Source organism: Micromonospora sp. NPDC051924 (genome assembly GCF_055586005.1).
The window spans coordinates 227,026-252,279 of the sequence record NZ_JBVJJA010000003.1 but is presented as its reverse complement, the minus strand read 5'-3'; the positions used below and the strand labels follow the sequence as shown (position 1 = coordinate 252,279).

At 73.8% G+C, this 25,254-nt stretch carries 26 protein-coding genes, 8 tRNA genes and 1 pseudogene; 19 read left to right on the top strand and 16 right to left on the bottom strand.

What is annotated here, in order from left to right; genetic code table 11:
- Positions 1-84 precede the first annotated feature (84 nt).
- The gene (gene prfH, locus ACZ6S5_RS03745) at positions 85-741 is read right to left on the bottom strand and encodes a peptide chain release factor H (protein ID WP_465997422.1); all 657 of its coding nucleotides are present in this window, start codon (positions 739-741) and stop codon (positions 85-87) included.
- A gap of 14 nt (positions 742-755) precedes the next feature.
- Positions 756-1,931 (bottom strand): RNA ligase RtcB family protein, encoded by a 1,176-nt coding sequence (locus ACZ6S5_RS03740; protein ID WP_465997404.1) that lies wholly within the window; start codon positions 1,929-1,931, stop codon positions 756-758.
- A 299-nt stretch (positions 1,932-2,230) separates the two neighbouring features.
- Between ACZ6S5_RS03740 and ACZ6S5_RS03735 the strand changes: the two genes are divergently transcribed.
- Together ACZ6S5_RS03735 and ACZ6S5_RS03730 are read left to right on the top strand one after the other, a co-directional pair.
- Positions 2,231-3,334 (top strand): SdiA-regulated/phytase-like domain-containing protein, encoded by a 1,104-nt coding sequence (locus tag ACZ6S5_RS03735; protein ID WP_465997402.1) that lies wholly within the window; start codon positions 2,231-2,233, stop codon positions 3,332-3,334.
- A 133-nt stretch (positions 3,335-3,467) separates the two neighbouring features.
- Positions 3,468-4,520 carry a cation diffusion facilitator family transporter gene (locus tag ACZ6S5_RS03730; RefSeq protein ID WP_465997400.1) on the top strand — a complete coding sequence of 351 codons (1,053 nt, stop codon included), beginning with the start codon at positions 3,468-3,470 and terminating at the stop codon, positions 4,518-4,520.
- A gap of 22 nt (positions 4,521-4,542) precedes the next feature.
- Here the strand turns inward: ACZ6S5_RS03730 and ACZ6S5_RS03725 are convergent, their stop codons facing one another.
- Both ACZ6S5_RS03725 and ACZ6S5_RS03720 read right to left on the bottom strand, forming a co-directional pair.
- Entirely contained in the window at positions 4,543-5,757 is a 1,215-nt protein-coding gene (locus tag ACZ6S5_RS03725) for a PP2C family protein-serine/threonine phosphatase (RefSeq protein WP_465997398.1), read from the bottom strand.
- Between the two features lie 132 nt (positions 5,758-5,889).
- The gene (locus tag ACZ6S5_RS03720) at positions 5,890-6,906 is read right to left on the bottom strand and encodes a LacI family DNA-binding transcriptional regulator (protein WP_465997396.1); all 1,017 of its coding nucleotides are present in this window, start codon (positions 6,904-6,906) and stop codon (positions 5,890-5,892) included.
- A gap of 177 nt (positions 6,907-7,083) precedes the next feature.
- Between ACZ6S5_RS03720 and ACZ6S5_RS03715 the strand changes: the two are divergent.
- Together ACZ6S5_RS03715 and ACZ6S5_RS03710 are read left to right on the top strand one after the other, a co-directional pair.
- A pseudogene (locus ACZ6S5_RS03715) lies at positions 7,084-7,927 on the top strand (acetylxylan esterase).
- A 67-nt stretch (positions 7,928-7,994) separates the two neighbouring features.
- Positions 7,995-8,810, top strand: coding sequence for a M15 family metallopeptidase (locus tag ACZ6S5_RS03710; protein WP_465997394.1), 816 nt, complete (start codon positions 7,995-7,997; stop codon positions 8,808-8,810).
- Between the two features lie 37 nt (positions 8,811-8,847).
- On the opposite strand, the gene ACZ6S5_RS03705 is transcribed toward ACZ6S5_RS03710, so the two are convergent.
- A complete protein-coding gene (locus ACZ6S5_RS03705; RefSeq protein WP_465997392.1) occupies positions 8,848-9,888 on the bottom strand; it encodes a M4 family metallopeptidase in 1,041 nt (346 codons plus the stop codon).
- 101 nt (positions 9,889-9,989) lie between these two features.
- Between ACZ6S5_RS03705 and ACZ6S5_RS03700 the strand changes: the two genes are divergently transcribed.
- Together ACZ6S5_RS03700 and ACZ6S5_RS03695 are read left to right on the top strand one after the other, a co-directional pair.
- Entirely contained in the window at positions 9,990-10,496 is a 507-nt protein-coding gene (locus tag ACZ6S5_RS03700; RefSeq protein WP_465997390.1) for a DinB family protein, read from the top strand.
- Positions 10,497-10,598: 102 nt separating this feature from the next.
- The gene (locus ACZ6S5_RS03695; protein ID WP_465997388.1) at positions 10,599-11,639 is read left to right on the top strand and encodes a zinc-dependent alcohol dehydrogenase family protein; all 1,041 of its coding nucleotides are present in this window, start codon (positions 10,599-10,601) and stop codon (positions 11,637-11,639) included.
- 51 nt (positions 11,640-11,690) lie between these two features.
- Here the strand turns inward: ACZ6S5_RS03695 and ACZ6S5_RS03690 are convergent, their stop codons facing one another.
- The 3 genes from ACZ6S5_RS03690 to ACZ6S5_RS03680 all read right to left on the bottom strand — a co-directional run bounded on the left by ACZ6S5_RS03690 (position 11,691) and on the right by ACZ6S5_RS03680 (position 13,624).
- The gene (locus tag ACZ6S5_RS03690; RefSeq protein ID WP_465997420.1) at positions 11,691-12,416 is read right to left on the bottom strand and encodes an alpha/beta hydrolase; all 726 of its coding nucleotides are present in this window, start codon (positions 12,414-12,416) and stop codon (positions 11,691-11,693) included.
- Between the two features lie 87 nt (positions 12,417-12,503).
- Positions 12,504-13,292: a permease prefix domain 1-containing protein gene (locus tag ACZ6S5_RS03685; RefSeq protein WP_465997386.1), complete on the bottom strand. Its 789-nt coding sequence runs from the start codon at positions 13,290-13,292 to the stop codon at positions 12,504-12,506.
- Positions 13,289-13,624, bottom strand: a complete 336-nt coding sequence (locus ACZ6S5_RS03680) for a PadR family transcriptional regulator (protein WP_465997384.1) — start codon at positions 13,622-13,624, stop codon at positions 13,289-13,291. Before ACZ6S5_RS03680 ends, ACZ6S5_RS03685 begins: the two co-directional genes overlap by 4 nt.
- Positions 13,625-13,796: 172 nt before the next feature.
- Here ACZ6S5_RS03680 and ACZ6S5_RS03675 point away from each other — a divergent pair, with 172 nt between their 5' ends.
- Positions 13,797-14,189 (top strand): hypothetical protein, encoded by a 393-nt coding sequence (locus tag ACZ6S5_RS03675; protein WP_465997382.1) that lies wholly within the window; start codon positions 13,797-13,799, stop codon positions 14,187-14,189.
- Between the two features lie 224 nt (positions 14,190-14,413).
- On the opposite strand, the gene ACZ6S5_RS03670 is transcribed toward ACZ6S5_RS03675, so the two are convergent.
- Positions 14,414-15,025, bottom strand: coding sequence for a DUF6058 family natural product biosynthesis protein (locus tag ACZ6S5_RS03670; RefSeq protein WP_465997380.1), 612 nt, complete (start codon positions 15,023-15,025; stop codon positions 14,414-14,416).
- A gap of 32 nt (positions 15,026-15,057) precedes the next feature.
- Positions 15,058-15,744: a class I SAM-dependent methyltransferase gene (locus tag ACZ6S5_RS03665; RefSeq protein ID WP_465997378.1), complete on the bottom strand. Its 687-nt coding sequence runs from the start codon at positions 15,742-15,744 to the stop codon at positions 15,058-15,060.
- Between the two features lie 85 nt (positions 15,745-15,829).
- Between ACZ6S5_RS03665 and ACZ6S5_RS03660 the strand changes: the two genes are divergently transcribed.
- From ACZ6S5_RS03660 to ACZ6S5_RS03615, 10 genes are all read left to right on the top strand, one after another.
- Complete coding sequence (locus tag ACZ6S5_RS03660) at positions 15,830-16,420, top strand: TetR/AcrR family transcriptional regulator (protein WP_465997376.1); 591 nt, start codon at positions 15,830-15,832, stop codon at positions 16,418-16,420.
- Positions 16,421-16,708: 288 nt separating this feature from the next.
- Positions 16,709-16,781: transfer RNA gene (locus tag ACZ6S5_RS03655), tRNA-Trp, on the top strand.
- A gap of 101 nt (positions 16,782-16,882) precedes the next feature.
- Positions 16,883-16,955, top strand: a tRNA-Pro gene (locus ACZ6S5_RS03650).
- Between the two features lie 32 nt (positions 16,956-16,987).
- Positions 16,988-17,060 (top strand) — tRNA-Glu (locus ACZ6S5_RS03645).
- 25 nt (positions 17,061-17,085) lie between these two features.
- Positions 17,086-17,159, top strand: a tRNA-Gly gene (locus ACZ6S5_RS03640).
- 33 nt (positions 17,160-17,192) lie between these two features.
- Positions 17,193-18,392 carry an RtcB family protein gene (locus ACZ6S5_RS03635; protein ID WP_465997374.1) on the top strand — a complete coding sequence of 400 codons (1,200 nt, stop codon included), beginning with the start codon at positions 17,193-17,195 and terminating at the stop codon, positions 18,390-18,392.
- A 42-nt stretch (positions 18,393-18,434) separates the two neighbouring features.
- Positions 18,435-18,506, top strand: a tRNA-Arg gene (locus tag ACZ6S5_RS03630).
- Between the two features lie 23 nt (positions 18,507-18,529).
- Positions 18,530-18,602: transfer RNA gene (locus tag ACZ6S5_RS03625), tRNA-Gln, on the top strand.
- A gap of 5 nt (positions 18,603-18,607) precedes the next feature.
- Positions 18,608-18,680: transfer RNA gene (locus tag ACZ6S5_RS03620), tRNA-Arg, on the top strand.
- Positions 18,681-18,692: 12 nt separating this feature from the next.
- Positions 18,693-18,763 (top strand) — tRNA-Cys (locus ACZ6S5_RS03615).
- 62 nt (positions 18,764-18,825) lie between these two features.
- On the opposite strand, the gene ACZ6S5_RS03610 is transcribed toward ACZ6S5_RS03615, so the two are convergent.
- Both ACZ6S5_RS03610 and ACZ6S5_RS03605 read right to left on the bottom strand, forming a co-directional pair.
- Positions 18,826-19,233 carry a RidA family protein gene (locus tag ACZ6S5_RS03610; RefSeq protein WP_465997372.1) on the bottom strand — a complete coding sequence of 136 codons (408 nt, stop codon included), beginning with the start codon at positions 19,231-19,233 and terminating at the stop codon, positions 18,826-18,828.
- Positions 19,230-20,051 (bottom strand): NAD(P)-dependent oxidoreductase, encoded by an 822-nt coding sequence (locus tag ACZ6S5_RS03605; protein WP_465997370.1) that lies wholly within the window; start codon positions 20,049-20,051, stop codon positions 19,230-19,232. Before ACZ6S5_RS03605 ends, ACZ6S5_RS03610 begins: the two co-directional genes overlap by 4 nt.
- Before the next feature lie 88 nt (positions 20,052-20,139).
- Here ACZ6S5_RS03605 and ACZ6S5_RS03600 point away from each other — a divergent pair, with 88 nt between their 5' ends.
- The gene (locus tag ACZ6S5_RS03600; protein ID WP_465997369.1) at positions 20,140-21,039 is read left to right on the top strand and encodes a LysR family transcriptional regulator; all 900 of its coding nucleotides are present in this window, start codon (positions 20,140-20,142) and stop codon (positions 21,037-21,039) included.
- A 73-nt stretch (positions 21,040-21,112) separates the two neighbouring features.
- Entirely contained in the window at positions 21,113-21,331 is a 219-nt protein-coding gene (locus ACZ6S5_RS03595) for a hypothetical protein (RefSeq protein ID WP_465997367.1), read from the top strand.
- A 46-nt stretch (positions 21,332-21,377) separates the two neighbouring features.
- Here the strand turns inward: ACZ6S5_RS03595 and ACZ6S5_RS03590 are convergent, their stop codons facing one another.
- The 4 genes from ACZ6S5_RS03590 to ACZ6S5_RS03575 are packed head-to-tail and all read right to left on the bottom strand — an operon-like array spanning position 21,378 to position 25,208.
- The gene (locus tag ACZ6S5_RS03590) at positions 21,378-21,590 is read right to left on the bottom strand and encodes a hypothetical protein (protein WP_465997365.1); all 213 of its coding nucleotides are present in this window, start codon (positions 21,588-21,590) and stop codon (positions 21,378-21,380) included.
- The gene (locus tag ACZ6S5_RS03585; protein ID WP_465997363.1) at positions 21,587-22,030 is read right to left on the bottom strand and encodes a hypothetical protein; all 444 of its coding nucleotides are present in this window, start codon (positions 22,028-22,030) and stop codon (positions 21,587-21,589) included. The genes ACZ6S5_RS03590 and ACZ6S5_RS03585 overlap by 4 nt, the downstream gene beginning before the upstream one ends.
- Positions 22,027-23,868: a hypothetical protein gene (locus ACZ6S5_RS03580; RefSeq protein ID WP_465997361.1), complete on the bottom strand. Its 1,842-nt coding sequence runs from the start codon at positions 23,866-23,868 to the stop codon at positions 22,027-22,029. Before ACZ6S5_RS03580 ends, ACZ6S5_RS03585 begins: the two co-directional genes overlap by 4 nt.
- Complete coding sequence (locus ACZ6S5_RS03575; RefSeq protein WP_465997359.1) at positions 23,865-25,208, bottom strand: lipopolysaccharide biosynthesis protein; 1,344 nt, start codon at positions 25,206-25,208, stop codon at positions 23,865-23,867. The genes ACZ6S5_RS03580 and ACZ6S5_RS03575 overlap by 4 nt, the downstream gene beginning before the upstream one ends.
- Positions 25,209-25,254 lie beyond the last annotated feature (46 nt).

The following is a 25,254-nucleotide window of genomic DNA, read 5'->3' as shown; positions in this document are numbered from 1 at the left end:
TTTCGCCCTTCCCTCGGGATCAACGTCGCCGCCCGCCGCGGATGACGCACCGTTGCGAACGCTCAGCCCCTGGGCGGCGGGGCTTCACGGTCGACGGGCCGGCCGGGTCGATCCTCGTCGCCGCTGCGCCGTGGCGTCCCGGCCGGAAGGGTCCGGACACTCGACCCGCGTGGGATCGCCGCGGACGAGTTCGTCGTGGATGCGCCAGCGCGCGGTGGTGTCGGCGCGCCGGGCCGCCTCGTCGCCCTCCTCGATCCGTCGGCGCAGCAGGTCCAGGGCGATCCGGCGGTTGAGGCCGAACTGCCGCTCGGTGTCCACCACCACGACGAGTCCCGAGGGTCGGTGGGTGGCCCGGACCGCCGTGCTGGCCTTGTTCCGGTGCTGGCCGCCGGGGCCGCCGGTCCGGCAGGCCACGACGTCGACGTCCGCGTCCCGGAACGTGGTGACCGGCGTGTCGACCCGGCACGGCCGGGCGACGACGTACCAGTTCTTGCGGCCGGTGGACGCCCGGTACGGGCTGGGGGCCTGCCAGCACAGAGTTCCGGTCCAGCCGGCGGCGAACGTCTCGGCATCGGCGCCGGTGATCCGGACCAGGACCGACCGGTAGGTGCCGGGCCGGTCACCGGGCACGGTCTGCGCCCGGTGGATCGTCAGACCGTGCCGGGCGGCGTCGGCCTCCAGCCGGCCCAGCAGCCGCGCCAGGGCCCAGGCGCATTCCTCGGGGCCGCGCCCGGTGGACATGAGCAGGTCCACGGTCACGACCGGCCCCGCCGGCGGCGGTCGTTCCGCCGGTCCGCCCGGGGCGCGGACCCGACGTCGGGCGTCTTGTAGGTGACCACGGGAACCGTGCTGGCGATCGGGGTGGCCAGGCCGTGGTCGACGAGGTCGGCGATCACCTGCTCGATGCGTTTGTAGGCCGCGGGCGCCTCCTCGAAGAGCAGTTGCCGGTCGCCGCACACCACCAGGGATCCCGCCGGGGTGCGGCGCAGTTCCTCGACGGTGTGCTTGGCCCGGCCCCGGCGCAGCGCGTCGGCCCGGGACATCTTGCGACCCGCGCCGTGCGCCACCGAGTGGTTGGCCGCCGGCCCGGCGTGGGCGGCCACCAGGTAGGAGGGGGTGCCGCGGGTGCCGGCGACCAGCACGTCCCGGCGGTCGCCCGGCGCCGCGCCCTTGCGGTGCAGGTAGACCCCGTCGCGGACCTCGACCAGGTTGTGGCACTGGTCCACGACCGGCTCGGTCGGCTCGGCGCCGAGGGCGTGGGCGACCCGGGCGGCCAGCAGCCGCCGGTTGAGCGACCCCCACCGTACGGCCTCGTCGTGCCGGGTCAGGTAGGCGGCGGGGTCGGGGGCCGGGCCGGCGCCGTGGACCTCGGTGTGCGCCCGCAGGATCCGCTCGCCCAACCCGCGGGAGCCGCTGTGGACGACGAGCACCAGGTCGCCGGCGTCCAGCCCGAGGCGGCTCGCGTGGTCGGGCGCGAACACGGTCCCGATCCGGGCCAGCTCGACGAAGTGGTTGCCCCGGCCGACCGTCCCGAGTCCGTCGAGGTGGCCGGCCGGGACGTCGCCGGTCAGGACCGCCCAGGCCGGGTCGTCGGCGTCCTCCTCCGGGTCCAAGGCGCGGTCGAGGTCGGGGAACCGGGCGGCGAGCTTCTCCGGTACGGGTCGCCTGAGCGCGATGGGGAAGACGGCGATGCCGCAACCGATGTCGGAGCCGACGAGGAACGGGTACAGCACGGTCGACGCCATGGCGGCGCCGATCGGGGCGCCCTTTCCCGGGTGCAGGTCCGGCATGCCGGCGACGTGGACCATGCCGTCGAGGGCGGCCACCTGGTGGCACTGCGCGACGGCATCCGACTCGATCCAACTGGTCGGGGAGGCGAACACGGTGATGGTGGCCGGTGCGGACGCCGGCCGATGGGAGTGTGCAGACAAAGACGCTCGCTTCTCGCGAAGAGGGATGGGCGGACGGCAGGCCGGCGCCGGCCGGGCGCCGGGGGCCTGGAGAGCAACGGGGTGCAGCCGTCAGAACGTCATGGACCGCACTCTCCCGGAGGCGGCCGTGGCCGGCAACCGACTTTCCGTGGCGCCCCCGTGCGCAGGCGCCGTACCCCGGTGCGTCCGGCCGTCCACGTATCCTCTACGAGCACCGGTCACGCGGCCCGGGCCGTGCCCCGCGGCACGGGTGCCGGGCGCGGACGCCGGACGGGCGGCGGGGAGCGGAGGCGCGGGCCGTGGGGAAGCAGCGCAGGTCGCCGCGGTGGCGGTGGCGGTGGGCGGTCGCCGGGCCGGCCGTAGCCGTTGCCCTGCTCGTCGCGGTGCCGGCTGACGCGGCGGTGGCCGGCCCGTCTCCGCAGCCGTCGCCGGCCCACGGGTCGCCGGTCTGCCGGGTACGGGACAGCCGGCTCACCGAGATCTCCGGGATGGCCGCGACGGCCACCGGGTACGTGATGGTCAACGACAGCGCCGACGAGGAGCCCCGGCGGCGGATCTTCTTCCTCGACAACCATTGCCGGGTGGTACGCGCCCTGCGCTATCCCTCGCGGCCGCGGGACACCGAGGACCTGGCCGTCGCGGCGGACGGCACGATCTGGATCGCCGACATCGGCGACAACGACCGCTCCCGGGACACCGTCGCCGTGTGGAAGCTGCCGCGGGGGGCCGCCCGGCCGGTGTTGCATCGGTTGACCTACCCGGACGGGCCGCACGACGCGGAGGCGCTCCTGCTGACCGGCGACGGTCGCCCGCTCCTCGTGACGAAGCAGGGCGGCGCGGCCGGCATCTACAGCCCGGCGCGGGCGCCGGTGCCCGGTACGACGGTGCCGATGGTGCGGCGGGGGCAGGTGGCGCTGCCCGGCACGGACACGAGCAATCCCTTCGGCTTCCTGGGCCGCGCCGTGGTCACTGGCGCCGCGGCCGCGCCCGACGGGCGGCGGGTGGTGCTGCGCACCTACGCCGACGCGTTCGAGTTCGACGTCCCCGACGGGGACGTGGTCGCCGCGCTGACCACCGGGCGGCCGCGGGTCGTCAGCCTGCCCGACGAGCCGCAGGGCGAGTCCGTCAGCTACACCCCGGACGGCCGCTTCCTGCTCACCGTCTCCGAGACCGCCGACCAGCCGGGCGGCACCCGACCGACCGTCCTGCGCTACCCGACGCCCCCGCGGCCGGCCCCGGCACCTCGACCGACCGCCGCCGGGGTCGCCGGGTCGCCGGCTGTCGCCGATCCGCCCCGCCGGCGGGACGTCGGGGCCCCGTGGGGCGTGCTGGCCCTGCTGGGGGTGGGCGTGGTCGGCGTGGGACTGGTCGGCGCGGCCCGTTCCCGCCGCGCGAAGCGCTAGCCCGCGGGCCCGGCGATCGCCCCGCCAGCATGGCGTTGTTGCAGGTCACTGGCATCTGCCGCGTTGTCGCACCGGGGTCGGGCCGCATATCGTCGCCTCGCCACGGACGGATCCGTCCGGATGAGGGGGAGCGGTGCACGACCACGAGCACGACCACGACCACGCGCACGAACACGCGCACGCGCACGAGCGGCGGCTCGCCGCCTGGTGGCACCAGCTGCGGCACGTCGTCGTCCCGCACTCGCACGACTCCCGGGCGAAGGTCGACCCGGCGTTGGAGTCCTCCCGGGACGGGCTGCGCGCGTTGTGGATCTCGCTGGTCGGCCTTGGGGCCACCGCCCTCGCCCAGGCGGCCGTCGTGGTGCTGTCCGGGTCGGTCGCCCTGCTCGGGGACACCCTGCACAACGTCGCGGACGCGCTGACCGCCGTACCGCTGGGGATCGCCTTCCTGCTCGGCCGGCGGGCCGCCACCCGCGCCTACACCTACGGCTACGGCCGGGCCGAGGACCTCGCCGGCATCGTCATCGTCGCGGTGATCGCCGCGTCCGCCGTCGCCGCCGCCTGGACGGCCGTCGACCGGCTGGTGCGCCCGGCCGAGGTGGCCCACCTGCCGTGGGTGGCCGCCGCCGGGCTCGTCGGGTTCGTCGGCAACGAACTGGTCGCCCGGTACCGCATCCGGGTCGGCCGCCGGATCGGCTCCGCCGCGCTGGTCGCCGACGGGCTGCACGCCCGGACCGACGGCTACACCTCGCTCGCCGTGCTGGCCGCCGCCGCCGGCGCCGCCCTCGGCTGGCGCTGGGCCGACCCGGCGGTCGGGCTGGTCATCGCGGTCGCGATCGCGTTCGTGCTCAAGGACGCCGCCCGCGAGGTCTACCGGCGGCTGATGGACGCCGTCGACCCGGAACTGGTCGACCGGGCCGAGGCCACGCTGCGGGCCGTCGACGGCGTCCGGGACGTGGCCGGGGTACGGCTGCGCTGGATCGGTCACCGTCTGCACGCCGAGGCCGATCTCGTCGTGGACGCCACCCTCAGTCTGGTCGCGGCGCACGAGATCGCGGCCGATGCTGAGCACCAGCTCACCCACGCCGTGCCGCGGCTGTCCAGCGCGACCGTGCACACCGACCCGGACAGCCATCCCGGCGGGCACCACCACACCGACCTGGCCCACCGCCGCCGGCGCCGCTAACTCGCCGGTCCGTCCAGAACGGTCAGCCGGTGACCCGACGGATGGCCAGCAGGGCGATGTCGTCCGTGGGGTGTTCGGCGTCGAGGGTTGCCATGATCGTGTCGCACACCGCCTCGACCGGTCCCACCGCGACCGCGGCCGTCAGCCGGGCCACGCCGGCGTCGAACAGTTCGCCCCGGCGTTCGACGAGTCCGTCGGTGTAGGACACCAGGACCGCGCCGGCCGGGAGATCCACGGTCGTGGCCCGGCGTTCGCCGTGCCTCCCGGCGGCGCCCAGTGGCGGGTCGACGGGCGCGGCGAGCATGGCGGCCGGTCGGCCGGGCGCGGCCAGGATCGGCTGGGGGTGCCCGGCCAGGGACATCCGGACGGTGGCGCCGTCCGGCGAGATCATCGCGTACAGGGCGGTGGTGAGGCTGCCGGCCTCGAAGTGGACCACCTTCCGGTCGAGGAGGGTGAGGGCCTCCGCCGGATCGGCGCAGACGAGGGCGTACGCGCGCAGGGCGCTGCGGACGCGCCCCATCACCACCGCAGACTGCAGCCCGTGACCGGACACGTCTCCCATGACCACGCCGAGCCAGCCGGAGGGGAGGGTGAAGACGTCGTACCAGTCGCCGCCGACGCCGGAGGCGTGCCCGGGCACGTACCGCCCGGCCAGCTCCAGGTTCGGCACGTGAGGGAACTCGGCAGGGATCAGGCTCCGCTGCAGGGCCAGGGCGGCCGAGTGGTCAAGGCTGCTCTCCCGCGCCCGGTTGGCCAGCGCGACGTGGTTGGCGACGAGTTCCAGCAGTCGGACGTCGTCTCCGGTGAACCGGCGCGGGGTGAGGGTGCCGACGTGCAGCACACCGATCAGCCGGCCCTGCGACATGACCGGTACGCCGAGCAGGGAGCGAACCCCGGCCTGCAACAGGACCGGGTTGACGACCCGGTCCGAGGTCACGTCCTCGATGATCACGGGTTGCCGGGTCATCGCGATGCGGCCGGCGAACCCCCGCCCGATCGAGACACGGAAACCCTGACGGACCTCCTCCTCCAGCCCCTTCGCCGCGGTGGCCACCAGGTGCCGGGCGCGTACGTCGAGCAGCAGGATGGCGGCCGTGTCGACCTGCAGCAGCTCGCGCACCCGGTCGAGGACCTCGTCGAAGAGGTCGGCGGCGTCGAGCCGCGACAGGGTGGCAGCGGCAACCGCGTCGATGCGGCGTAACCGCTGCTCATCTCGCTGGCGCTCCGCGCGAACCACCCTCGGATCGTAGTTGCCGGACCGCGGCTTCTGCTCGGAGCGCCCCGCCCGCCGCCGGCCCCCCGGTGGCCGCCGTCCCGACGCCGAATTCCCCCGGCTGCCGAAAATTCCGGAAGGCGGGTGAGACGGTGGTCAGTGCCGGGCGGCGGCGCTGTCCCGCACCACCAGCTCGGTGGCCAGCTCGACCCGGGGGGACTCGATCTCCTCGCCCTGGGACAGCCGCAGCACCGTGCGGGCGGCGAGCCGTCCCATCTCGACCAGCGGCTGCCGCACGGTGGTCAGCGGCGGTGACGCCCACCGGGCCTCGGGCAGGTCGTCGAAGCCGACCACGCTGACGTCGTCGGCGACCCGCAGCCCGCGGCGGCGGACCGCCTCGTAGACGCCGAAGGCCATCTGGTCGCTGGCCGCGAAGATCGCGGTGGGCGGATCGGCCAGCTCCAGCAGGGCCGAGCCCGCGGCGAAGCCGGCGGAGTGGTAGAAGTCGCCCGGCTGCACCAGCCGGTCGTCCACGGGCACCCCGGCCCGCTCCAGGGCGGCCCGGTGGCCGTCCAGCCGGGCCCGGCTGCACAGCAGATGGCTGGGCCCGGCCACGAAACCGATCCGCCGGTGCCCGAGGCCGAGCAGGTGCTCGGTGGCGGCGAGGCCGCCGGCCCAGTTGGTGGCGCCGATGGTGGGTACGTCGGTGGTCGGCACGCCGGCCGGGTCGACCACCACCACGGGCACGTTGAGCCGGCGCAGCTGGGCGTGCACCGGAGGGCTCAGGTGCGAGGTGACCACGATGACCCCGTCCGAGGCGCGGGAGCGCAGGTTCTGCAGCCACTGCCGGGTCGAGGTGGACTCCCGGTGGATCGCCGAGACCACGGTGCCCACCCCGGCCGCGTGGCCGACGTCCTCGACGCCCCGGATGATCTCCACCGCCCAAGGGCTGTCCAGGTCGGGGAAGACCAGGTCGAGCAGGCCGGCCCGGCGAACGGTGCGGCTGCCGCGCCGCCGGTAGCCGTGGTGGCGCAGCAGCTCCTCGACCCGTTCCCGGGTGTCCGGGGCGACGTCCGAGCGCCCGTTGAGAACCCGGGAGACGGTGGGCACGGAGACCCCGGCCTCCTGCGCGATCGCGGTGATGGTCACCCTGCGTTCGTCGTCCGCGTTCACCCGCGTCTCCTTCGCCCGGCCGGCTCGCCCCACGGTCATCTTGCCGTACCGGCAAGGGGTTGACGACACGCCGGGCCCGCCCTAGCGTTCTGAGACGTTCCGACAACTTTCCGGAAAGCAGCCAGGCAGCTTTCGGGTCGACGCGCTCGGGGTGGTTCCGGCGGACTGAGGAGCCTCGTGTACACGGACCTGCCCGAGGCGCAGCTGCGCGCCCACCACAGCGACCTGCGCGAACCGGAGGACTTCGACGCGTTCTGGGCCGACACCCTCGCCGAGGCCCGGAAGTGCGGCGGCACGGTCGAGGTGACCGCCGTGCCCACGCCGCTGGCCTGCCTGGACGTCTTCGACGTGACCTTTCCCGGCTTCGCCGGTCAGCCGGTGAAAGGCTGGCTGCGCGTCCCGCGCGGCGCGTCCGGGCGGCTGCCCACGATCGTGCAGTACGTCGGCTACGGGGGCGGTCGTGGACATCCACTGGAGAACTTGCTCTGGGCCGCCGCCGGCTGTGCCCACCTCCAGATGGACACCCGTGGCCAGGGCTCCGGCTGGAGCCGCGGCGACACCCCGGACCTGGCCGGGGCCGGCCCGCAGGCGCCCGGCATGGCCACCCGGGGCATCGAGGACCCGCGCCGCTACTACTACCGCCGGTTCCTCACCGACGCGGTCCGCGCCGTCGACGCGGCCCGCGGGCTGCCGGCCGTCGACCCGGCTCGGGTCGCGGTGCTCGGGCACAGCCAGGGCGGCGCCGCCGCGCTGGCCACCGCCGCCCTGGTGCCGGACCTGGCGGCGGCGGTCGCGTACGTGCCGTTCCTCTGCGACATCCCGCGCGCCGTGACGATCACCGACGCCCACCCGTACCGGGAGATCCTGCGAGATCGTGCCCCCGTCCACCGTCTACGCCGCGGTCAACGCCTACCGGGGGCCGGCCGAGCTGGCGGTGTGGCGCTACAACGGCCACGAGGCCGGCGGCGTCGACGACGACGTCGCCGCGCTCGACTTCCTCCGTGCGGCGTTCGACGGGTGACCGGTTGCCGGCCTACCGGGCCGGCGATCCTGGTAGACACGGCAGAGTGAGGACCGGGAGACGAGCGGTGGCCGTCCTGGCCGTGCTGGCCGCGGCGCTCGCCGCCGGCTGCCAGCGGCCCGCGCCGCGCCCGTCGCCCGCCCCGACGTCGGCACCCGCGCCGTCGGCCACCCCGACGGGGCCGCGCGCCCCGGCCGACTTCGTCGACCTCGCCGCCGTCGACCCGAGCATCCGCACCGACGTCCGGTACGCCACCGCGCACAACTTCGTCGGCCGGCCGGTCACCGGCTACGCCGAACCGCGCTGCCTGCTCACCCGGCGGGCGGCGGACGCGCTGCACCGGGTGCAGACCGCCGCGCTCGCCCAGAACCGCAGCCTCAAGGTGTACGACTGCTACCGTCCGCAGCGGGCGGCGAACGACTTCGTCGCCTGGGCGAAAGTCCCCGCCGAGCAGCAGATGAAGGGCGAGTTCTACCCCGACGAGCCGAAGGACCGGCTCTTCCCCGACGGCTACATCGGCGCGCCGACCGCGCACAGCCGGGGCAGCACCCTCGACCTCACCCTGGTCCCGGTGCCCACCCCCGACCAGCCGGCGTACGCGCCGGGGCAGCCCCTGGTGGCCTGCACCGCGCCCGCCGGTCGACGGTTCCCCGACAACTCGGTCGACATGGGCACCGGCTTCGACTGCTTCGACGCGCGCGCCCACACCGCCGACCCGCGGATCACGGGGGCGGCGCGGGACAACCGGGAGCTGCTAAAGCGGCTGATGACCGCGCAGGGTTTCGAGAACTACGCCCGCGAATGGTGGCACTACCGCTACGTCGACGAGCCGTATCCGAAGACGTACTTCGACTTCCCGGTGGCCCGGTCGTCGCTGCGGTGAGCGCCGCCCCGGCGGGGAGCGGCGCTCACCGGCGGCGTCAGAGGATGCCGCGGGCGACGAAGGCCGCCCGGGTCGCGTTCGCGGCCTGGGTGCCGTAGAGCCGCTGGGCGGCGGCCACGGTGGCCAGCGCGGCGTCGCGGAACGTGGTGTCCTTGGCGAAGTCGAACTGGGCGTCCACGATCAGCGTGGTGGCCTTGCGGTCACCGAGCGCGGTGCGGATGTCCCACAACGCGCGGGACCAGATCTCCCCGTCGGCGTGCACCTCACCGCGCAGGTCGGTCGGGTAGACCTTGGTGCCGTCGAGGCGGCGCAGGCAGTGCGGGACGGTGCGGGTGTAGGAGACCGAGTCCCAGTCGGCCACGCAGGCCTCCGGGGTCTTCGTCGGCACGCCGGTGGCCCAGCTGGTCACCACGACCGCCAGGTAGTCGCCGAACGCCTCACCGATGGCGCCGGACTCCAGCGTGGTGCCGAAGCCGGGCACCTGGCCGTCCTGCACCGAGTGGCCGTACTCGTGGACGATCACCTCGGCGTCCTCGGCGTCGTCCACGCCGCCCTTGCCCAGGGTGATGTTCGCCTTGTCCTCGCGGAAGAACGAGTTGTCGCCGCCGTACTGGTCGATGCGCAGCTCGATCTGCCGCTGGTTGACCGGGCGCAGCGTGCCGCCGAAGCCGAGCGACTGCAGGTACGCCTGGGCGGTGTTCACCCAGTGGTAGCCCATCACCTGCTCGAACTGGTCGGCGTCGCGGTGCCACGCCGGGTAGGCGCCGTCCACCGCCAGCGCGGCGTTGCCGGTGCTGCTCTTGACCACCACGTACTTGCCGGTGAGGGTGCCGGAGCCGTCCAGGTTGGTCAGCAGCACCGACCGGTACGCGCCGGCCAGGGCCGGGTAGTCCGCGTCCTTCTGGTCGGTCAGCGACTCGTCGCCGAGCTGCTGCACCGGATTCGGTGCGAAGACCGTCGCGGTGGCGGTGTGGTCGTAGGTCTCGCCGGCCGCCTGGACGGTCGTGCCGCCGGTGACCAGCGCCGCGGTGACCGCCGAGGCGACCAGCGCGGAACGTCGGATGTGGGGGTGCATCATGATCCCTTCGGAGGTGGATCGATCCGCCGAGACTAAGCTCCCCGTCGAGCACTGCCAAGCATCGACGAGCAGGCCAGCCGGTCTGTGTGGGAGGAAGAACCGTGGAGACCGAACGGATCGGCCCGCCGCTTCAGGCCGGGGAGCGGGAGATGCTGCGCGCGTTCCTCGACTTCCACCGGGCCACCCTGGAACTCAAGTGCGCGGGGCTGACCGACGACCAGCTACGACGGCAGTCCTCGCCGCCGTCGACGCTGTCCCTGCTCGGCCTGCTCCGGCACATGGCCGAGGTGGAACGCCAGTGGTTCCGTCGGGTGATCAACCAGGAGGACCTCCCGCTGGTCTGGTCCGACAGCTTCGACTTCCAGGCGGCGTACGACGCCGAGAACGCCGACGTCGCGGGGGCGTTCGAGGCGTGGCGGCGGGAGGTCGAGCACGCCCGGCGCATCGAGCGCGAGGCCGAGTCCCTCGACGTCACCGCCTGGAACGCGCGCTGGGAGGAGGACGTCTCGCTGCGCCTGGTGATGATGCACATGATGCACGAGTACGCCCGCCACAATGGCCACGCGGACTTCCTCCGCGAGGCCATCGACGGCACCGTCGGCGTCTGACCGGCGGGCGGGACGGAGGTCCCGCCCGCCGGTCCCTTCGGCCCTGCCCGCCGGCCTTCCACCGGAGAAGCGTGGAAGGAGAAATCGGCGTGAGGAGGAGCCATGAAGGCACTCGTGTACGGCGGGCCGGGCGAGAAGTCCTGGTCCGAAATCCCGGATCCCACCATCGCCGGCCCCCGCGACGCGATCGTCCGGGTCGACGCGGTCACCATCTGCGGGACCGACCTGCACATCCTCGGCGGTGACGTGCCCGAGGTGCCGGCCGGCCGCGTGCTCGGCCACGAGGCGGTGGGCACGGTCGTCGCGGTCGGCGACGGCGTCGGCAACCTGAAGGAAGGCGACCGGGTCCTCGCTTCCTGCATCTCCGCGTGCGGCGTCTGCCGCTACTGCCGCGAGGGCGCCTACGGGCAGTGCCTGGGCGGGGGCGGCTGGATCCTCGGCCACACGGTCGACGGCGTGCAGGCCGAGTACGCCCGCATCCCGTTCGCCGACCTGTCCACGTACAAGCTGCCCGAGCAGGTGTCCGACGAGGCGGCCGTGCTGCTGGCCGACATCCTGCCCACCTCGTACGAGGTCGGCGTGCTCAACGGCCACGTGCGCCCCGGCGACACCGTCGTGGTGGTCGGCACCGGCCCGATCGGGCTGGCCGCCATCCAGACCGCGAAGCTCTACTCGCCGACCCACATCGTCGCCGTCGACAAGGCACAGAGCCGACTGGACGCGGCCAAGCGGTTCGGGGCCGACGTGACCGTGCTCGCCGACGGCGACCCGCTCGAGGTGGTCCGCGCGGTCACCGGCGGGCTCGGCGCCGACGTGGTGATCGAGGCGGTCGGCACCCCGGCCAGCTTCGAGCTCTGCACCACCCTGGTGCGCGCCGGTGGCCGGGTCGCCAACATCGGCGTGCACGGCAAGCCGGCCACCCTGCACCTGGAGCGGCTGTGGATCCGCGATGTCACCATCACCACCGGCCTGGTCGACACCCGGACCACCCCGACGCTGCTGAACATGCTGGTCGCCGGCCAGCTCGACACGGCGCACATGGTGACCCACCGGTTCGCGCTGGACCAGATCGTCGAGGCGTACGACGTCTTCTCCCGGCCGGCGGAGACCGGCGCCCTCAAGGTCGTGCTGACCCGCCGCTGACCCGGCACGCCCCGCCGCATCCCCGACCCCGGCCGGAGGTGCGGCGGCCGGTCACCGGTCGCGGCGCAGCGGCAGCCAGGCCAGCACGTCCTGGATCTTCGCGTCCCAGTACGCCCAGTCGTGGTCGCCGGGGGAGAAGTCGACGGTCAGGGGCACGTCGCGCCGGCGGGCGGTCTCGACGAACCGGACGCTGTCCTCGTGGAGGAAGTCCTCGGTGCCGCAGGCGACGTAGAGCGCGGGCAGGTCGCCGCCGGCCCGTTCCAGCAGTGCCACGGTGTCGTCGTCGGCGCCGGCGACCTCCCGGTCGCCCCAGACCGTGTGCCAGACCGCCGGGTCCATCGGGCTGCTCGGATGGTCGCGCCGGTGCGCGACGTCGAGCGCGCCGGAGAGGCTGGCCGCCGCCGCGAACCGGTCCGGCTGCCGCAGCGCCCACTTCACGGCCCCGTAGCCGCCCATCGACAGCCCGGCGACGAAGGTGTCCTCCCGCCGCTCGGAGAGGCGGAAGAAGGATCGGCAGACCTCGGGCAACTCCTCGCTGAGGAAGGTCCAGTACCGGTTGCCGTGCGTCTCGTCGGTGTAGAAGCTCCGGGCGACCTGCGGCATCACCACCGCCAACCCGAGCGACGCGACGTACCGCTCGATCGCGGTGCGCCGGGTCCAGATGGTGTCGTCGTCGGTCAGCCCGTGCAGCAGGTAGAGCACCGGCGGGTCACCGGCGGGAGCGCCACCGGGCATGCCGATCCCGGCCGAGCTCCGTTCCGGCAGCAGCACCGTCATCGCGGTGCCCAGGCCGAGCGCCTCGGAGAAGAAGTCACATCGGATCCGCGCCACGACGTCGGATCGTACGCGCCGGGACGGTGGCGCTCAGTCCGCGTACCGCAGGCGGCGCAGGCCCACCACGGCGGCGGCCACCGCCGCGACCAGGGCGACCACCCCGGCGGTGAGGTCGGCGCCGATCCCGGCCGGGTCGCCGGCTGCGGCCCGGGCCAGGTCGGGCAGCGTGAGCGCCGCCGCGGCGAGACCGAACAGGGTGACCGCGACCAGCGCCAGCGGCGCGGCCGGGGGCAGCCAGCCGGCGTCCCGCAGCGGCCCGACCCGCCGGGCCAGCAGGTACAGGGCGAGGGCCAGCAGGCCGAGTACGCCGGCGGCGACCCGGTACTGCACGACCTCGCCCCAGTGGTGCAGCTCGGCGGCGCGGGCGCAGTCCGGCGCGCCCGGCACCAGCCGCAGGTATTCGGCGCAGCGTTGCGTGGTGTACGTGACCCCGGCGCCGTCCCCGGCCACCAGGTGCGCGCCGAACACCCGCCCGGCCAGCTCGGCGAGCAGACCGCTGACGCCGACGGCCAGCAACCCGACCGCGCCGAGCAGCCAGGCGCCGGTGAGGCCGCGGCGCAGCACGTCCCTGATGGACAGATGGACCCGCCGCAGCCCGGCGGCGAGGTCGTCGGCGGTGCCGAAGCGCGCCACGGCGATCCGCTCGGCCTCGGTGGGGTCCGCGCCCTCGGCGACCGCCTGGGCCGCCGCGCTGCGCAGGTGGTCCTCCGCCTCGACGAGCGCCCGCCGCCCGGCCGGACCGGTGCCGGTCAACCGGTCGAAGAGCCGGTCGAGGTGGGCGTCGATCGGTGACTCGATCCGCTCGCTGCGCTCGCTCATGCCGGTGCTCCCTGGGTCGGTGCGAGGATCGCGGCCACGCCGCGGACCAGCGCCTGCCACTCGGACTGTTTCGTGGCCAGCGCGGCGACGCCCCGGTCGGTCAGCTCATAGCGGCGGCGGCGCCGGCCGGGGCCGTCCTGCCAGGCGCTGGCCACCAGGCCGGCGCGCTCCAGCCGGTGCAGGGCCGGATAGACGGTGCCCTCGGGCAGGTCGAAGGTGCCCGCCGAACGCTCTCGCAGCGCCTGGATCAGGGCGTAGCCGTGGGTCGGGCCGGCGCCCCGCAGGGCCGCGAGGATCAGCAGGTCGAGGTGTCCACGCAGGTCCATCGCCATACCTAGAAACCCTAGGCATAGCGAATCCAGGGGTCAAGGGGCCGATGGACCTGTAATCGGCCGTTCCTATTGCCGAGGGGCGTCCGCGAGGGACAGGATGACGATGCGCGCCGGAAACACACCCGTAACCTGCGTGCAGCTGGTCTCTGTCACAAGGAAGTGGGAGTCAGTCATGAGCGACGCGTCGACGGCACTGGGTGTGCGTCTCTACCCGGACCTCGTCGAGCAGGGCGGGCTGGCCCCCGCGCTCGCCGACGCGGCCGCCCGGCACGGGCTTGACCTCGGACAGGTGACCGCCCCCGACCACGGGCGCGCCCGGTTCACCTGTGCCGAGGTCAACTCCCCGCAGGGCGTCGTCTGCGTCGGACTCGGCTCCCAGGCCCGCTACTTCATGATCGACCTGCGGGTGGCCGGCGAGGTCCAGGCCCGCGGCGACGCCACCGACCTGCTCCAGGTGGCCCAGGTGGCCGCCGCCTGGCGGGCCGGCGCGACCATCGCCGAACTCACCGCGCGGTTCCCCTTCATGGAGGAAATGAAGCGCTACCCGGTCGCCCAGGCCGGCTAGCTCAGCCACCGTCTTCACGTCGGTCACCGACCGGGCGCGGGCCGTCATACCCCGGGTTAATGTCCCACCAGGAAGGAATGACCGCCTGCTCGAAGGCCATCACGCCTCGTGACAACCCTCAATCTCGGAATTCTCGCCCACCTCGACGCCGGCACCCAGCCGCCCCCGCTGGGACCACGACCCGCTGCACCGGAAGGAGTATCTGCTCGCCGTCGCCCGCCGGGTCACCGCCCGGCCGGAGCGATGACCGGCCGGGGCCAGCGGCACCGCACCGCGTCCACGCAGGTGTCCCGCGAGGTGGGGCCGCCGAACCGGAGCCGGTCGTACCCGGTGAACGCCGGTTCGAGGGCGTCCAACTCGTCGACCAGCGCGTGCAGCCGGTCGAGCCAGCCGGGCGACCCGGCGTCCGGCTCGTCCGGGGCCGCCCGGATCGCCGCCGTCAGCTCGTCCTTGCGGCGGATCGTCTCCGGGCTGACCGAGCGCAGGCAGACGTACTGGCCGCTCAGGTAGGCGTCCCACTCCGCCGCCCCCTGCGCCGGGTCGGCCCACTGTCCGACGAACCATGCCGCCAGCCGCGCCACCCCGCCGGCCCGCTCGGCCAGGCCGAACAGGTCGGCCGGCACCATCTCCGCGCCGTCCGAGCGCAGATAGCCCGGCAACGGCAGCCGCCGGTCCAGCATCAACCGGCGTACGTCGTCCGGGTCCCGCCCGGTCGCCGCGCACAGCTCCTCGAGAACCACGAACTGCGCGCTCACGTACGCGTCATCCGCCGCCGTCATCGGGTGCAACCCGTTGACCTGCCGGAACCGCTCCGCCACCTGCTGCCGCAAGGCCATTCCGGTCCCTCCTGTCGTGTCCTGTCGACAGGCTAGGGTCGGGATCCTTCGGCCTCCGCCGAACCATCGGCCGCCGGCCGCCGGGCCTGCACGTAGCGCAGGGCGGGCCAGCGGTCCCCGGATCCGACGAGCTCGAAGCCGGCCCGCTCGACCAGGTCGGCGAGATCGGCCATCGCGTGGTGCTGCCGCGCATGCCGGGCCATCACGCCGAACAGGTTGGCGACGCGGAGGTGGCGTGGCTGCTCACGGAAGTCGACGAGGAGGATCCGGCCGCCGGGGCGCAGCACCCGGCGCATCTCCCGGACCGCGGCCGCCCGGTCCTCGGCCGGCAGGTGGTGGATGGCGAGGCTGGAGACGACCGCGTCGAAGGAGGCATCCGCGTGGGGCAGGGCCTGGGCGCCGGCCACCTCGAAGGTGCAGTTGACCGGCGACCGCGTCGACGCGTAGGCGATGACCGAGGGGGACGGGTCGATGCCGACGACAGCTCCGTCCGGGCCTACGGCCCGCGCCACGCGCCGGGTGAGGTATCCGGTGCCGCAGCCGATGTCGAGCACCCGGTCGCCGCGCCCGATCCCGCTGAGGGCGACCAGGCCGTCGTAGACCTGCCGGCGGCGCCCCAGCATGCCGATCGCCGCGCTCCACTCGTAGCGGCGTGCGCCGCGGATCAGCGCCCCACCCTCGTCCCCGCCGTGTTCGTGCCCCTGCTTCCTGAGTGCCATCGAGCCCCACCCTTCGAGTTTGCGATACATATTGTCTACACCAGCACGGACTGTCGCGCCAGGGGCGAGCTGTATGATGAACGTCGTGCCGAAGCTGTGGAACGAGACCATCGAGGCGCACCGGCGAGCGGTGCACGACGCGATCCTGGACAAGACCGTCGAGTTGGCCGGCGAGCACGGCGCCCTGACCGTGACCATGTCTCAGATCGCCGAGCGGACCGGCATCGGGCGCGCCACCCTCTACAAATACTTTCCGGACGTGCGGGCGATCCTGCTCGCCTGGCACGACCGGGAGCTCGCCGCCCACCTCGCGCAGCTCACCCAGGCCCGGGATCGCACCGACGACGCCGGCGCCCGGCTCCAGGCGATGCTCGACACGTATGCCCGCCTGCAGAGTGAGCGGACGGGACATCACCGGCATGCCCGCTTCGGCGCGGAACTCGCCGCACTCCTGCACCGCGACGGGCACGTCTCCGACGCGCATCGCCAGGTCACCGCCCTGCTGACCGACCTGCTGACCGAGGGCGCCCGAGCCGGGCAGGTCCGCGACGACGTACCCCCGGCCGAGCTGGCCGCGTACTGCCTGCACGCCCTGCACGCCGCCGCCGCACTGCCGTCCGCCGCCGCGGTCCGCCGGCTCGTCACCGTCACCCTGGCCGGCCTCCAACCCGGCTGACGCCAGGCCCTGCCGAAATCCATTGCGGTGCCGCAGCCGCCCGCCTACCGTTGTGGAGCAACGTCAACCGGTTCCACACCCAGGGAGCACACCGTGTCGCAGCAGTACCGCACCCAGGCCGAGCGGCCCACGCCGCGCGGCGGTGCCCTGCTGCCGGAAGGCAACCTGGGCCCCTGCCGACGGCAGCGGTGGCAACCAGGGCGGTGGCGCGACTAGCGCCCGCGCGACACCCGCGCAGCCGCCCGCCCTGCGACCAGGGAACGGGCGGCTTTTTCGTCACCGGGTCCGAGGGGCGTAGCTCAACCGGAAGAGCACCGGACTCCAAACCCGACGGTTGCAGGTTCGAATCCTGTCGCCCCTGCTCCACCTGTCCCGGCCCGCGGCCGGCGACGTCGATTCTTTTCAACTCCACAGCGGACGGCATGAGCACGATCCCGGCCGGCGCACGCGCCGGCCGGGCATCCGGGACGAGGGAGCTGGCTGACCCGCTCGCCTTGGGCGCGAGAGACACGCGGTTCGATTCCGCGGTCCCGGACTCCGCGTGGACGGCGACCTGCCGCCCCGCACGGGCCGTTGGAGCAACAGGAAGCTCACCCGGTTCTCACCCGGGAGGCTGCGGGTTCGAGTCCCGCACGGCCTACGCCGGTCCCACCCGGGACCGACCCGCGGCTGTAGCGCAGCCCGGCAGCGCGTCACCCCGCCACGGTGAAGATCGCCGGTTCGAATCCGGCCAACCGCTCAGACGAACAAGTGCAGAACAAGGAGACGAACGATGGGTTTCACCCCGCTGGCCGGTACCCGGGCGCCGGTCCGGGTCTGGACCGACCCGTACACGATCGAGGCGCAGGCAGCCCGGCAGCTGCGCAACATCGGCGCGCTGCCGTGGGTGCAGGGCGTCGCGGTCATGCCGGACGTGCACTTCGGCAAGGGCGCCACCGTCGGCTCGGTCATCGCGATGCGCCAGGCCGTCTCGCCGGCCGCCGTCGGCGTCGACATCGGCTGCGGCATGTCGGCGGTCCGCACCTCGCTCACCGCCGCGGACCTGCCGGACGACCTCGCCCCGCTGCGTACGGCGATCGAGGCCGCCATCCCGGTTGGCTTCGCCATGCGCGACAACGCGGTCGACCCGCGCCGGGTCCGGGGCCTGGAGCAGGGCGGCTGGGACGACTTCTGGCGGCGCTTCGGCACCCTCGACCGGAAGGTCGCCCAGCTGGAGACCCGGGCCCAGCGCCAGCTCGGCACCCTCGGCGGCGGCAACCACTTCATCGAGGTCTGCCTCGAGCAGGGCGGCCCCGACGACGGCCGGGTCTGGCTGATGCTGCACTCCGGCTCGCGCAACATCGGCAAGGAACTGGCCGAGCGGCACATGGCGGTGGCCCGCGGCCTGCCGCACAACGTCGACCTGCCCGACCGGGACCTCGCGGTGTTCCTCGCCGGCACGCCGGAGATGGACGCCTACCGCCGGGACCTCTGGTGGGCGCAGGAGTACGCGCGGCGCAACCGGGCGGTCATGCTGGCCCTGCTCTGCGGCGTCGTACGCGACGCGTTTCCGCAGGTCAGCTACGACGAGCCGATCTCGTGCCACCACAACTACGTGGCGGAGGAGAGCTACGACGGGGTGGACGTGCTGGTCACCCGCAAGGGGGCCATCCGGGCCGGGAAGGGCGACCTGGGCATCATCCCCGGCTCGATGGGCAGCGGCTCGTACATCGTGCGCGGCAAGGGCAACCCTGACGCGTACCACTCGGCGTCGCACGGCGCCGGGCGGCGGATGTCGCGCGGGCAGGCGAAGCGGACGTACAGCACCGAGGACCTGGCCCGGCAGACGGCCGGCGTCGAGTGCCGCAAGGACGCCGGGGTGGTCGACGAGATCCCCGGCGCGTACAAGGACATCACCCAGGTGATGGCCCAGCAGGAGGACCTGGTCGAGGTGGTCGCCCACCTCAAGCAGGTCGTCTGCGTGAAGGGCTGACACCCGACCGGCGCCCTTCGGGGGTGGGGCGCCGGTCATCCCGCCCCGGTGGCGCAGCGGACAGCGCGCCGGCCTACGAAGCCGGATGCCCAGGTTCGAGTCCTGGTCGGGGCACGGTCTGCCGTCGGCGGACACCATGCGAGCTGGTGCAAGTGGCAGCACGTCCCTCTCTGGAAGGGAAGGTTGGAGGTTCGAGTCCTCCGCTCGCAGCTCAAGCCCCTGTGGCGCAGTGGAGAGCGCGTCGGAATCCGGATCCGAAGGCCGCTGGTTCGATCCCAGCCGGGGGTACTGCTTCTTCTCGACCAGATGCCCGAGTGGTGAGGGAACGGTCTGCAAAACCGTGCACGCGGGTTCGATTCCCGCTCTGGTCTCGACCTGCCGTCCGCTGTGGAGGGACCTGTGGGGCGCCCGGACCGGGCGCCCCGCGGCCTTGTCAGCGCGTGGTGACGGCGGCGGTCACCTCGACCTCCAGCACCGCGCCGTTCAGGAAGAGCCGGCTCACCTCCACCGTCGTGCTGGCCGGTCGGGCGCGCGGGAAGTACCGGTTGCGGACCGCCGCGTAGCCGGCCAGGTCGCCCAGGTCGGTCATGAACGTCCGCACGTGCAGGACGTCGTCGAAGGTGGCGCCGTGCGCGGCGAGCAGGCCGCCGATCAGCGCGAAGATCCGCTCGGACTGGGCCCGGACGTCGCCGGGCTCGGCGATCACGCCGTGCTCGTCCACGCCCACCTGGCCGGAGAGGACGAGCAGGGCGCCGCCCGGCAGGTCGAGGCGGGCGACGTGGGCGAACCGGTCGCCGAACGGCGCGGGGACGGTCGCCGGGTTGTCCAGGGTGATGGTCATGGATGCTCCTTGTCGGGGTGACCGGTGAGGGTGGCGATGTCGTGGTCGGGGTGGGGCGCGGCCGCCAGCACCGACGCGGCGGCGCGCAGCAGGGGCGCGGGGGCGCCGTCGAGCGCGTCGAGCGCGAGCCGGGCGTCCTTGGCGGCGAGGGTGACGGCGAACGCGGCGTCGGTGGTGGTCGCCCGGGCGACCGCGCCGCCGAGCGGTCCGCCGGTGAGGGCGTCGAGCGCGGTACGTCGGTCGATGCCGACCGCCTCGGCGACCGCGAGCGCGTCGGCGACCGCGGTGACGGCGGTGACGAGGGCGGTGTTGAGCACCAGTTTCCACGCGGCGCCGCGGCCGGGGCCGCCGCAGCGGCGGACCGTGCCGAGCAGGTCGAGCACCGGGGTGACCCGGTCGACGGCGGTCTCCTCGCCGCCGGCCAGCACGGTGAGTCGGCCGGCTTCGGCGGCGGCGGCGCTGCCCGCGACGGGCGCGTCGATCAGCGGCACGCCCAGCGGCAGCAGCGCGGCCAGTTCCGGCAGCGCCGCCGGGCCGACCGTGGACATCTCGATCAGGTGGGCGCCGGGCCGCAGGGCGGGGGCGGCGGAGCGCAGCACGTCCCGTACGGCGGTCGCGTCGGTGAGCATGGTGATCACCACGTCGGCGTCCCGGACGGCGTCGGCCGGGGTGGCGGCGGGGTGGGCGCCGACCGCGACGAGCGGCGCGCTCCGGGCGGGGGTGCGGTTCCAGACGGTGGGTCGGTGCCCGGCGGCCAGCAGGCGGCGGCCGATGGCGCCGCCCATCGTGCCGGTGCCGAGCAGTGCGATGGCGTCCATGCCCGGGAACGTTAGAGCGGGCAGAGCCATGCCACCAGCGAATGTCTCGCATACCTGCCATGCGTACGCAGCATGGCAGTATGGCGCTGTGCTGCCCGAGGCTCTCCACACGTTCCGTACCGTCGCCGCGCACGGATCCATCACGGCGGCGGCCCGGAGCCTGCGCTACACCCAGTCCGCAGTGTCCCGGCAGATCGCCGCCCTGGAGGCCGAGGTCGGCGCGCCCCTGTTCGACCGGCTGCCGCGCGGTGTCGCGCTGACCGAGGAGGGGCGCTGCCTGCTGGGTCACGCCGAGGCCGTGCTCGACCGGCTCGACGCTGCGCGTCGGGACGTGGCCGCACTGCGCGACCTGACCGCCGGCCGGCTGCGGGTCGGCGCGTTCCCGACGGCGGTCGCCGCGCTGGTGCCGCGGGCCCTGGCCGCGTTCCGGTCCGCCCATCCGCAGGTGGCGGTGCAGCTCGTCGAGGGGCTGACGCCGGGGCTGCTGGGCCGCCTGGTCGCCGGGGACGCCGACGTCGCCGTGGTGAGCGCGGCGCCCGACCAGCCGCTCGACGACGCGCGGTTCGACCTGCGGCACCTGGTCGACGAGGCGCTGCTGGTGGCGGTGCCCCGCGCGCACCGGCTCGCCGACCTGGGTACCGTCCGGCTTCGCGAGCTGGCCGACGACCCGTTCATCGCCGGCTCGGCCACGGCCGAGGAGACCCTGCTGCGGGCCACCCTGGCCGCCGGATTCCAACCCCGCGTCGACATCGTGGCCGCCGAGTGGACCGGCAAGCTCGGCTGCGTCGCGGCCGGGCTGGGCGTCGCCCTGGTGCCCGCGCTCGCCGTCCGGGCCACCCCGCCCGACCTGGCCCTGCTCCGACTGCACCCCGACGACGCCTCGGTCCGGAGGGTCTTCGCCGCCACGGTCGCCGGGCGCAGCCGGTCGGCCGCGGTGCGGCGGTTCCTCACCGACCTGGCGGAGGCGGCGGCCGGGTTGACCGGTTGACGTGCCTCCTCGCGGGGGGAATCGAGTCCGCAACCCGCCGCAGGGGCCGCTGCACGTCGCTACCCTCGGTGACGTGGCAAATGTGAGAGTGCGTTTCCGTGGCGGGCCGTACGACGGGGTGGCGGTGGACTGGGAGGTGCCGGACGCGGACGATCCGCCGGCGACGTACCCGCTCAAACTCCACGGCGCCCACGAGAAGACGGGGAGCGTCGAATACCGGCGGCTGGAGCGCGCGCCGCGGGGCGCGGCCGAGTCGTGGATCTACGAGACGCCCGAGGCGGCCGCCGGATAGTCCGCCGGCCGATCGGGCTGCGGCGGTGCGGGGCGGAGTTGGCCGGTCAGCTCAGGTCCCGGAACCGCTGGAGAATGATGATCAGGAACGCCACGAGCAGCTGTACGGTGGCCAGGTCGAGGACCCGGAGGGCCGTCCGTCGCGGCGACGCCGCGCTGAGCTGCACCACGATCCGGGCGATGAGCGCCAGCATCAGCAGGGCGAGCACGCTCGCCTGGACGGGCCCGGCCCGGGCCACGCTCAGCGCGATGTCCATCATTCCGCCTCCATTCGTCGCCGCCGCCGGTGCTGCACCGCGACCCGGCCCAGCTCGACCAGGGCGGCCAGCGACGCGATTGCGGTGAGGGTGGTGAGCCCGAGCTGCGGCGACCATCGGTGCAGATGGATCATTCCCTGCGCGATCAGGACGCCGAGGGCGAGGCTGAGCGCGACGCCGACGACGAACGTGCTGAGGCGGTCCGGTATCCGGATCAGCCGCGCGCAGGCCAGTCCCGGGACCACGGAGAGGTAGCCGAGGACGCCGACCGCCCGCAGGGTGCCCGGCACGTCCCAGAGCACGAGGTTGACGACACCGGCGCCGGCGATGAGGGTCGCCAACGCCGGCCACGGCGTACGCGGGACAGCGCCCTCCTCGTCGGCGTAAGCGGCCTGCGGGCCCGGCGGAGCCGGAATGGCATCGGGCTCGGCGATCTGTGTCACGAACCGCTCCTTTCGCTGCCGCCGAGGACGTAGATCCTCGCCTCGGGATTGGAGTAGACGAGCTTGAACCGTCCTGAATCGATGACCTGGCGTTCCAACTCCTCGCCCCAGCCCCGCGGCTTGCCGAGGAACGACTCGGCGAAGACGAACTGTCCCTTCGTGACGAGCAGGTAGGCGCCCTTCGGGTTCCGCCGCATCTCCTCCTCGATCCCGGGGACCGTCGTCGGCCCGAGGTCCTCGCCGAGAGGCCGGTACTGGAACCGTTCGACGGCCTGTCCCCGCCAGGGGACGTTGGAGGTCACCGAGACGAACGTGGCGTCCGCCGGGGCGTGCGCGTAGAGCCACTCCACCGCCCGGTGGTCGCCCCGGCGTACCTGCTCGAAGGCGTCGTTGCCGTACCGGGCGACGAAGAACGCGCCGATGAGGACGGTGCTCAGCACACCGGCCATGAGCGCCGCGGGGACGCGGCGTCGCGCCGGCCACGCCGGGACCACCAGGGCGGCCAGCAGGATCGTCATGAACGGCAGGGCGAAAGCGTAGACCCGGAGGAAGATCTCACCGCCGTAGCTCTGCATCCCGAGGAGAAGGAACGGTGCGCCGGCGAGCGCCAGGAGCCCCAGGTCGCCATGTCCGCGGCGCATCCGTCGCCACGCGCCGACGGCTGCCAGGCCCCAGACCGCCATCGCGAGGACGACTCGCAGCAGCACCACGATCTGGTGCCCCTCGTCGCCCCGCACCCGTTCGACCGCCCCGTCGTTGATGGTGCCGCTGACATTTCCGAAGGAGCCGAACATGACGTTCAGGTGCCCCGACCAGTACCCGACGGCGCCGTAGCTGATGTAGGCCATCAGCATGACGCCGAGCAGGACCGGCAGCGTACGGAGCGTGCAGCGGCGGACCAGCACCAGCGCACCGACGCAGACCACGATGGCTATCGGGGTGAGCTGGTGGCTCACGGCGCTGGCGGCGAAGACGGCGAGGACCACCGCCACCAGACCGACCAGGGACCCGGGGCTGGTCCACTCGGGCACCGGCTCGAGCAGCAGCGGCCTCGGCGGAAGCCGGAGCAGGCGCAGCAGCGCCCTGACCGGGCTCCACCGCGACCGCTCGAGGAGTGGGCCGTCGGACCGGACCGGCCGGAACCAGCGCAGCAGCACCAGCATCAGGACCAGGTAGAAGAGGTAGTTCATCGCCTGGGGGCCGAAGTAGTCCTGCCCCACCCAGTTGGCCGGGAAGAACAACCAGAGGGCGAGCCACGCTGCCCGGGGGTCGGTCGACGTCGCCCGGGCCAGCCGGAACACCACGGCACCGTAGATCAGGTTGAACCCCACGGGCGCCCAGGCCAGCAGCGGCATGGCGTCCGGCATCCCGGCCAGCCGCGTCGCCATGGCCGTCAGCGCGAAGAATCCGGGCCAGCTGAAGCGGGCGTCCAGCCCGGGCAGCGTCTCCCCGGTACGGGCGATGTAGTCGGCGAAGCCGACGTGCAGCCAACCCGAGATCAGGCGTGGCAGTGGCTCGATGATCGGCGCCGCGCCGAAGAGCAGGATGACGAGTACCGCCACGTGCGCGGCGAGCAGAGCGTCGGCGGCCGGCCGGGTGCGGAAGACGCCCCGGAGGAAGCTCGCGGTCAGCAGGGCCAGCGCGACGTACAGTTCGGGGCGGAGCGCGGTGACCAGGCCGAGCGACCCGATGTCGGCGACGTCCCCCCGCCGCAGGCCCCAGATCCCGAGCGCGAGCGCCGCCGCGGGCACGGTCCACTCGGCGCCCGCGATCAGGCCGGCTCGTATCCGCTGACCGGCGGTGACCCGGGCGGTCAGCAGGGCCGCGCCGCCGCTCACGACGCGCCCCGCAGCAGCCGCGTCATCGACGGCAGGACGGCGGCCATCACCACGACCTGCCCGGCGAGGTACGCGACGCCCACCCCGACGACCCCGATCTCGGGCATCGCGACCAGCGCCAGCGACACGACCAGGACGCTGGTGGCCGCCTGAACGGCGATGATGCGTCCCACCCGGCGTTGCACCCGGGACGCCGCGACGAAGACGGTCAGCACCAGCTTGGGCAGCACCGCGACGGCGAAGAGCCGCAGGGTGTCCGCGCCGGTCGAGGCGTAGTCGCGGCCGAACAGGGTCAGCAGCAGCGGCGCCGACACGCAGAGCAGGACGACTGCCGGTGCGAAGAGGAGCAGGCCCCGGCGCAGCACCTGCCGCGCGTACCCCGCGAGCCGTGATTCGTCGGCGGCGGCCTCCACGGTCAGCGAGGTGCCGAAGTGGTACGCCACCAGCTCCAGGGAGCCGCCGAGCAGCCAGGCCACGTAGAAGACGCCGTTCGCCTCGGCGCCCAGCCGGGCGGTCACGATCAACGGCAGGGCGTTCGTGCCGGCCTGCATGAACAGGTATCCGACGTAGTCCAGCGCCACGAACCGGGCGAGCACCCGGCGGTCCGGCAGCGCCGCCTCGGCGCGGCGCGCCCGCTGCCGGGGCAGCAGGCGGCGGAAGACCAGCACGTTGACGGGGATGAGCGCCACGACGACCGCGACGTTCCACGAGATGAAGATGCCCAGACTCGGTACGGCGCCGGCGAACAGCACCAGCAGCGCGATCTTGGCGAGCCCGAAGGCGGTGTTCTCGACCGGGACCCAGACCACTCCCCGCAGGGCGGTCAGCACGCTGTCCTGCAGGGTGAAGACGCACCAGGCGGCGACGGAGAGCGCGAACGCGACGGCGAGCAGGGGAGTGCCGTTCAGGAAGTCGAGCCGCTCGCTGACCCGGGGCGCGAGCAGCAGGAAGCCGCCGCTCAGGGCGAGGGCCGCAACGCAGGTGACCACGTAGGCGTACCCGACCAGCCGGCTGCCCTGCTCCGCCGCGGCAGGCAGGAATCGGGCGAGGGCTCCGTTCAGATTGAGCTGGGCGAGGTTGCTCAGGAACGTCATCGTGGACACCATCGCCGCCCCGACGCCGAGCTCGCCCGGCGAGTAGAGGCGGGCGGCCAGTGCCCAGTACGCGATGCCGAGCAGCGAGCTCACCGCCGTGTTGAGCATCAGCGCGTAGACGTTGCCGTTCAGCGGGTCGCGCAGGTGCTGGCGCAGCCGTACGCCGATCGGCTCGGCGGCGGTGCCGACGCCGGAAGCCGCGCGGCCGACCGACGGGTCCGCGGTCCCGGCACGTTGGGCGCTCATGAGGTCACCCCTCCTCCCGTCCCTGGTGCTTCCCGATGGCGACTTC

Coding starts and splice junctions, on each gene's coding strand:
- ACZ6S5_RS03610 (WP_465997372.1), bottom strand. CDS start 19,233: ATGACCATCACCCTGGACAACCCGGCGACCGTCCCCGCGCCGTTCGGC.
- ACZ6S5_RS03690 (WP_465997420.1), bottom strand. CDS start 12,416: ATGACGGTGCTGCTGCCGGAACGGAGCTCGGCCGGGATCGGCATGCCC.
- ACZ6S5_RS03680 (WP_465997384.1), bottom strand. CDS start 13,624: ATGGCGATGGACCTGCGTGGACACCTCGACCTGCTGATCCTCGCGGCC.
- ACZ6S5_RS03685 (WP_465997386.1), bottom strand. CDS start 13,292: ATGAGCGAGCGCAGCGAGCGGATCGAGTCACCGATCGACGCCCACCTC.
- ACZ6S5_RS03675 (WP_465997382.1), top strand. CDS start 13,797: ATGAGCGACGCGTCGACGGCACTGGGTGTGCGTCTCTACCCGGACCTC.
- ACZ6S5_RS03670 (WP_465997380.1), bottom strand. CDS start 15,025: ATGGCCTTGCGGCAGCAGGTGGCGGAGCGGTTCCGGCAGGTCAACGGG.
- ACZ6S5_RS03705 (WP_465997392.1), bottom strand. CDS start 9,888: ATGATGCACCCCCACATCCGACGTTCCGCGCTGGTCGCCTCGGCGGTC.
- ACZ6S5_RS03635 (WP_465997374.1), top strand. CDS start 17,193: ATGGGTTTCACCCCGCTGGCCGGTACCCGGGCGCCGGTCCGGGTCTGG.
- ACZ6S5_RS03575 (WP_465997359.1), bottom strand. CDS start 25,208: ATGAGCGCCCAACGTGCCGGGACCGCGGACCCGTCGGTCGGCCGCGCG.
- ACZ6S5_RS03695 (WP_465997388.1), top strand. CDS start 10,599: ATGAAGGCACTCGTGTACGGCGGGCCGGGCGAGAAGTCCTGGTCCGAA.
- prfH (WP_465997422.1), bottom strand. CDS start 741: ATGTCCACCGGGCGCGGCCCCGAGGAATGCGCCTGGGCCCTGGCGCGG.
- ACZ6S5_RS03665 (WP_465997378.1), bottom strand. CDS start 15,744: ATGGCACTCAGGAAGCAGGGGCACGAACACGGCGGGGACGAGGGTGGG.
- ACZ6S5_RS03605 (WP_465997370.1), bottom strand. CDS start 20,051: ATGGACGCCATCGCACTGCTCGGCACCGGCACGATGGGCGGCGCCATC.
- ACZ6S5_RS03590 (WP_465997365.1), bottom strand. CDS start 21,590: ATGATGGACATCGCGCTGAGCGTGGCCCGGGCCGGGCCCGTCCAGGCG.